The sequence below is a fragment of the uncultured Shewanella sp. genome, assembly GCF_947497935.1.
Classification (GTDB): domain Bacteria; phylum Pseudomonadota; class Gammaproteobacteria; order Enterobacterales; family Shewanellaceae; genus Shewanella.
In genome coordinates, this window is record NZ_CANMIO010000023.1 from 51,223 (window position 1) to 57,577 (window position 6,355).

Here is a 6,355-nt window from a genome sequence, read left to right on the forward strand (position 1 = left end):
TTATTTATATTTAAGGAAGAACATAATGACAATTAATTCAATATTGAATCCTATAGGCATGATAATACCTTTAGTGATTTTTACCAACGGTCTGGCGCAAGCTAATGCCAATTATCCACCACATTCTGGGGAATCTCCAGTAAGTTACGAGCATATTGCTGAACCAAACGGGGAATATATTGTAACAGATAGAAGGTCAGGGGTTTTAGATCGCTATATGTTTCGTGATAGCCGGCAGTTTGAAATTTCTGTCTCAATTCCAGTACACCGGTATATTGGTGATGTTTCCACCGCGTTGGTGAATGGTGTTGTTTCAGAAACTGCTAAAATTTATATACCTTCATATGATGTAGACTCAGAAGCTAATCCTGTCGCTGATTGTGATGGAGATGGTATTATCGATGACTCCTTACAAGCTGAAAGAGACGATGTTTATTTTAATGGTGAGAAAATAGGCGAACTAAAAGGATCAAATGAACTCTGGAAATTCAATGATGCTTTCGATGTTCCCATTGATAAAGTTAATTTCCCTTCTGCTCCTGGACAAGTAGCCATAAATACAATTCAAATTGCAATTGATGTGAACAATATTGATGTTCCATTATCTGGTGGCGGTGTCGGATGTAAAGTCTGGGCAACCTCTATTGATTGGGTTGGTCTTAAATTTGAAACCGCTAAGCCTATTTATTTATTGCCAGGGCTATCAGGAAATCCTGATGCTCTTGAAAATTCTGGTTATGTCAATAATATACAGTCATCGTTGGGTCTACATTCCAAGGTATTAAACCAAAGCTAAGCTTCTCTTATATTGACCTGTAATCCAAATGAATTGGAATCATTAAAAACATATGCAGATGAATTTATTCAACAAATCAGTGATGAAGGCAAAACAATAGGAACAGCGCAAGGACATATGGTTGGGCATTCAGCCGGTGGACTGATTGGGCGGATGCTTTTAAAGAAGTTATCTGAAAAAGATCATACTGTCCAAGTTAGTACAATGGATGGCTCACCAGTCTACGAGAATATGGATTTAAAAAGTCTACTAACTCATGCGTCTCCACATAAAGGAACCCTAGTTGCGGATTACTTCCCCTATCTTTTTCCTTCGACCAATTTTTCTAGTGATATTTGTGATCTAAAAGTATCTACATGGAAAGTATCTAACCAAAGAGTGACAAACCTCAACGGGGCAAAATTAGCAAGCATTGGAGCTGATGCTGATATGGATCAGTCCGGGGATTTGAATGCATCTGAAATTGCAGGTAATCAGATAGAATGGAGCTACTTAGCGAATACCTTACATAAGTTGCTATATGATTATGATGAGCTCAAAATTACTTACGACATTGAACCAGGTCAAGGTGGAGGTATAGTTACTCATAAAGTTCATTACTTTGGTACCGGCCCTAACCCAAATGACTCAATGGTTACTCTAGAGAGCTCTCATGGTGCACCGGGGATAACAAGTTCAGTCTCGATGACCGGAGTGAATGGGAAAAATCATGGAACAGTAATTGATACACATTCACAAAATGAAGGGATTTCACAAGGAACTACAGTCCTAGGATGGGGAGACTTAAAATGAGAAAATTTACATATTTATGCTTCTTGGTTATCACAATACATACAAACATGAGCCAAGCCGTACCACTTCTTCCCATGACACAGGTGTATCAACTAGAAAATGGAGACACTTTAAATGAACAATTCTTAGTGTCTAGTACTAGTTTCACAGTATTTGTAACTGGTGCCAATAGTGAGGATGTTGTTCTTACACTGCCTAATGGAACGTCAATTAATGAAACCAACTCTAGCTCTTACAACATATCATGGATAACGGAGAGCAATGTAACGAATGATAACACTTTGATAACTATCAAGTCAGATACTGCTGTTACCGGTACCTATTTCATAGCAGTTCAAGCACGCACAGATGAATTATCTGGTGTATCAGTGCTGGAAAGCCCGGGTCTGAAGTACAGAGCAATAGTTGGCGAGCCGTCAAAGGGAATAGCCCCAAATACGATGGTGCCTTTTTCTGTTGTACTTTATCACGAAGGGGCTCCAGCTATAGGAGCAACTATAACTGTTGACCTTATTGACTCAACTGGGGGAGTTGTTGGGCATTTAATCTTAAAAGATGATGGTCAATCACCTGACGTTTCCCTTGGTGACGGTGTATATAGTGTACTAACAAGTTTTAATTCGGCCGATACTTATCAAGCTAAAATAACTGCAAACTGGAATAATAAACAAGGTAAAGTCTCAGAATCAATTTTTGTATCCCCAACATATATTTCAATCTCTGGTCAATATAGTGTCAGCACGGTTGATTTGGATAATGATGGCTTGTTCAATAGTGTTCTATTAACATTCGAAGAGTTGGCCCCTAGGATTCCAGGTGAATACTCAATAACCGCCGAAATAAAAGATGCTTCAGGTAACAGTGTTATAGAAACGTCCCTAATTGAACAGGCCGAGTCACCATTAGCCGTAACTATAGGTGTGGATGAGCTTAAGAAGCTACAAGCCCAGCCGTGGCAGGTCACAACAATGTATATATGGAAAGGTGCCAGAACTTTAGGCCTTTGGAGTGACTTAGGCGTATTGACAGTAGATCCTAGCAAGTTTGAACGTGAACCTTTAATTGTAGATGGTATCTCAAATGATTATGGGGTAGACAATGATGGCGATGGCTTTTATGAAAGGTTAGTAGTTGACGTTTCAATTGATACCGAGGTAGCTGGATTCTATGGGGCCTCCGCAGACCTTCGTTCGCCAACTAAAGCTATTATAGGTGAAGCTGGGCATAGCAAAATATATCTAAGTGCTGGAGTTAACTCAGTTTCATTTGCCTTCTTGGGGGCTAGTATAGGCGGAAATGGTGAAGATGGCCCTTACTCATTAACAAATTTCTTAATTTACCCGAACTTCAATTCAACAGAGGATCTCACTGAATTAGTTGCCATGGTGGGAGAGACCAATGCTTATGCATGTTCCCAAATTGTTGGGTGTGGCATTGGAGTGGAAGCAGAGATAATCCGAATTGCTAATACTCTATGTTCGAAGCTGAAACGGCGCTTATTGAATAAACTAAATAGAATAAAGTCCTTTGAGAATAAAAACCCAGACAAGGCTGAGACGCAGTTGTACAAACTGTATAGTCAAGCCCTGGATTGGGAGGCTGATGGCACTTGCTTGGAGCCAGAAAATTCCCCAGTCGATTGGTAAAAAATTAAAACAGGGGGAAAGCCCTAATGCCGATTATTTAGTGGATTCATCGATCGGTTGACTGTTCTTCTGAATCATTCAAAATCCGAGTTCTGTAACCAGTTCTCGGATTTTTTATGCTCGTTTCACAAGCTTTAGATGTCATCTAATCAATTTAAACCCCACCAAGTCGAGTCGACTCTAGAATCAATAGCTTGGCCATTTATAATGACAAGTCTATGGCGTATATAGTTAATATGCTTGATATTGTTGAGCGAGAAGGCAAGTCATTTGTCGCACCAAGCGTGGTGAAACGGCATTGAAAGCACTATTCAATTGCACTCAAGCCCATTGGTATAGAGAGGTTATACACCCTGCGTGAAATCGGAACATTTAACATATACTAAGCAATCAATGGAGTCAGGTCTTGCTTTTGCCTTATTCATTACCCCAGATAGGGCAAATATCGATTAACAAGATATGATTGGATCTTTTCTCTAACAAGAAAAGGGGCTGAAGCGTTTTAGTCGGTCCCCCTTAATAGAAATGAGAAAATCGCATTATCATTAAATTGAACCATTGCTATACTTCCTACACCATTGACAAGGATCGTTAATGGATAGCATGGCGCACTTAGAGCTAAGCCTAATTTTAGCTGCCATCGGGATTTTATGTATCGTTGGCTCAGTGATGTATTACTTATTATTTGGTGACTGAGTAACGTGACTATTAGAGCTTACTCTTCCAGCTATAATACGTTGTCGCTGAAATACCATATTCTCGGCGAACTTCCTTGATCAGACGACCATCTTCTACTTCTTTCAGGATCTTAATTATCTGAGTTTCGGTATAGTGTTGTGGCACACTGAATTTGGCCAACTAAACAGAAGATTTTGCATAAAATAATATATGGCAGCACCAGTATCACTCGATGCAGTCAAGCTCTGGCCATAACTCACTTTGGGGCAATAACGTCTTAGACTGATCACTCTAAGACGTTCCCTTACATATGACTTATACGAAAACAAGCATCCTAAAAGAGCTTAGCTAATCACGCCATTGTTTCATCACCAATGACTCTCGGCTCGTCATTAGATTCATTAGTTAATCCCAACTTAGCTGCATCGGCAGGAATTAAGCTGATAAGTTCAACCCCTATAGGGATCTCAAGTTCACCTTCACCACTAATCAACCGCACCTTCCCCTCTTGCAGATAAATAAGCGGGATGGCAGCTTCGGCATACTGCTCCATAAACATAGCGTAATTGAAACTTTCTGTTAGGCGTGTACTTTTAATTGTTGCACCTTTCGCCATTAAACTCGCAAGCTTAGAATAAGAGACACCATCACCAAATAGACTTAATCGCTCCAAGTAAGACTCAGATAATTGATGTCTTGCACTGGCTGTTTCACCATTATTGAGTCCAAATACCTTTTTATTACCAAATACATCTTGAAAATAGAAAGTGACAAGCGGATTGAGCTGCCTGTATGGCGACATTACCAGTACTCGGCCAATACCTGCCATATTCATATGATTTTCGGCATGTTCTGATGCAGGATTACCAAAATAAACGGGTACGTTATCCATACGGGCTAAGCGCACATTATCCCAGTTATTATCGGCAAGCAGCACTGTGACACCCTTTGCCTGCAGGGTTTTAGCCAGTGCCCGTGGAAACTTGGATGCGCCGAAAATGAGTAAGCCTTGAGAGGAGTCAGCGGTAACGCCAAGCATTTTTGCCCATCGCCCTGCCGTTAAACTTTGAATAACCACTGTGCCGATAATTATTAAAAACACCAGAGGCACAATGAGCTCAGCACCTTCAATTCCGATGGCTTCAAGCTTAATAGCAAATAATGAAGATACCGCAGCGGCAACAATACCCCGTGGTGCTACCCAACTTAAAAACCACTTATCCCCCTTTGAGAGCGAGGTACCGACACCACAACACCAAATACTTAAAGGACGTGCAATTAACATCACCACCGCGAGTAGCGCTAAGCCTTCCCAGCCTAGGTTTAGCAGTGCATCGGCATTGAGTCTTGCTGCAAGTAATATAAATAGCGCAGAAATAAGTAATACGGTCAGGGTCTCTTTAAACTCGAGAATATCAGCGATATCGACGCCCTTCATATTCGCGAGCCATATACCCATTACCGTCACAGAAAGCAGACCTGCTTCTTCCTGTAACAGGTTTGAACCAACGAAAACCGCTAACATTAAGGTCAGAACCGCGGTATTACGTAAGTAATGTGGCAGTAAGTTATTACGCAGAATTAACCCAACTAAATAACCGCTAACAGCACCAAAGCCCAGACCTATCGCCAACATGGCACTCAGGGCATGCAGAACATGTGTAGTGGGATCGGCCGCAACAGCAATATATTCAAACACCAACACAGCAAGCAACGCACCGATGGGGTCAATAACGATACCTTCCCAGCGCAAAATACTGGCAAGCTCTGTTTTTGGCCTCACACTTCGAAGCATGGGTACAATAACAGTCGGGCCCGTAACCACCACTAAGGCACCAAATAAAAGCGCCATGGACCATTTAAAATCGAGTAAATAGAAGGTGCCCATTGCAATACAAGCCCAGGTGATCACTGTGCCTAAGGTAACAAGTCGCGTCACCATAACACCATGCTCTTTAATCTCTTTGAAATTAAGGGTTAATGCGCCCTCAAATAGGATAATTGCAACACCAAGGGAGATGATCGGAAACAACAAATCACCAAAAATGACATCAGGCTGTAAAAAGCCAAGACCGGGCCCAAGCAAGAGGCCGCATAACAATAGAGGTAAAATAGCAGGCAGTCTTAATTTCCACCCTATCCACTGACAAAACAACGATAACACACCTAGCAAAGCAAGCATCGCAGTGATCTGCTCCAGCATAGCCTATTTCCTTATCTGAACGTTTCTCTTGAAACGCTGTTTGTTAAAACATGCCGTTGAGTGTAAAAACTATAGTCAAACCTGAGTAAAATACGATAACGCTAAGAAAAGTAAATCAATATTATCGTTAAATATTCTGGATGGGTAAGAATGCAGCAAGATGAGGTGCTAGGTGCTAGGTGCTAGGTGCTAGGTGCTAGGTGCTAGGTGCTAGGTGCTAGGTGCTAGGTGCTAGGTGCT

General features: G+C 41.3%; 4 protein-coding genes and 2 pseudogenes. 4 read left to right on the forward strand and 2 right to left on the reverse strand.

The features are described from left to right. The first annotated feature begins 25 nt into the window (after positions 1–25). The 4 genes and pseudogenes from Q1A86_RS19000 to Q1A86_RS19015 form a co-directional block, all read left to right on the forward strand. A complete protein-coding gene (locus Q1A86_RS19000) occupies positions 26–796 on the forward strand; it encodes a hypothetical protein (RefSeq protein ID WP_299810288.1) in 771 nt (256 codons plus the stop codon). A 33-nt stretch (positions 797–829) separates the two neighbouring features. Continuing rightward, positions 830–1,588: a hypothetical protein gene (locus Q1A86_RS19005; protein ID WP_299810291.1), complete on the forward strand. Its 759-nt coding sequence runs from the start codon at positions 830–832 to the stop codon at positions 1,586–1,588. Beyond that, positions 1,585–3,234 carry a choice-of-anchor X domain-containing protein gene (locus tag Q1A86_RS19010; protein ID WP_299810294.1) on the forward strand — a complete coding sequence of 550 codons (1,650 nt, stop codon included), beginning with the start codon at positions 1,585–1,587 and terminating at the stop codon, positions 3,232–3,234. Before Q1A86_RS19005 ends, Q1A86_RS19010 begins: the two co-directional genes overlap by 4 nt. 116 nt (positions 3,235–3,350) lie before the next feature. Beyond that, positions 3,351–3,592, forward strand: a pseudogene (locus Q1A86_RS19015) (IS4 family transposase); the annotation flags it as partial. A 356-nt stretch (positions 3,593–3,948) separates the two neighbouring features. Here Q1A86_RS19015 and Q1A86_RS19020 read toward each other — a convergent pair. Beyond that, positions 3,949–4,077, reverse strand: a pseudogene (locus tag Q1A86_RS19020) (transposase); the annotation flags it as partial. Positions 4,078–4,264: 187 nt separating this feature from the next. Continuing rightward, positions 4,265–6,115, reverse strand: coding sequence for a sodium:proton antiporter (locus tag Q1A86_RS19025; protein WP_299810297.1), 1,851 nt, complete (start codon positions 6,113–6,115; stop codon positions 4,265–4,267). Positions 6,116–6,355: the final 240 nt, after the last annotated feature.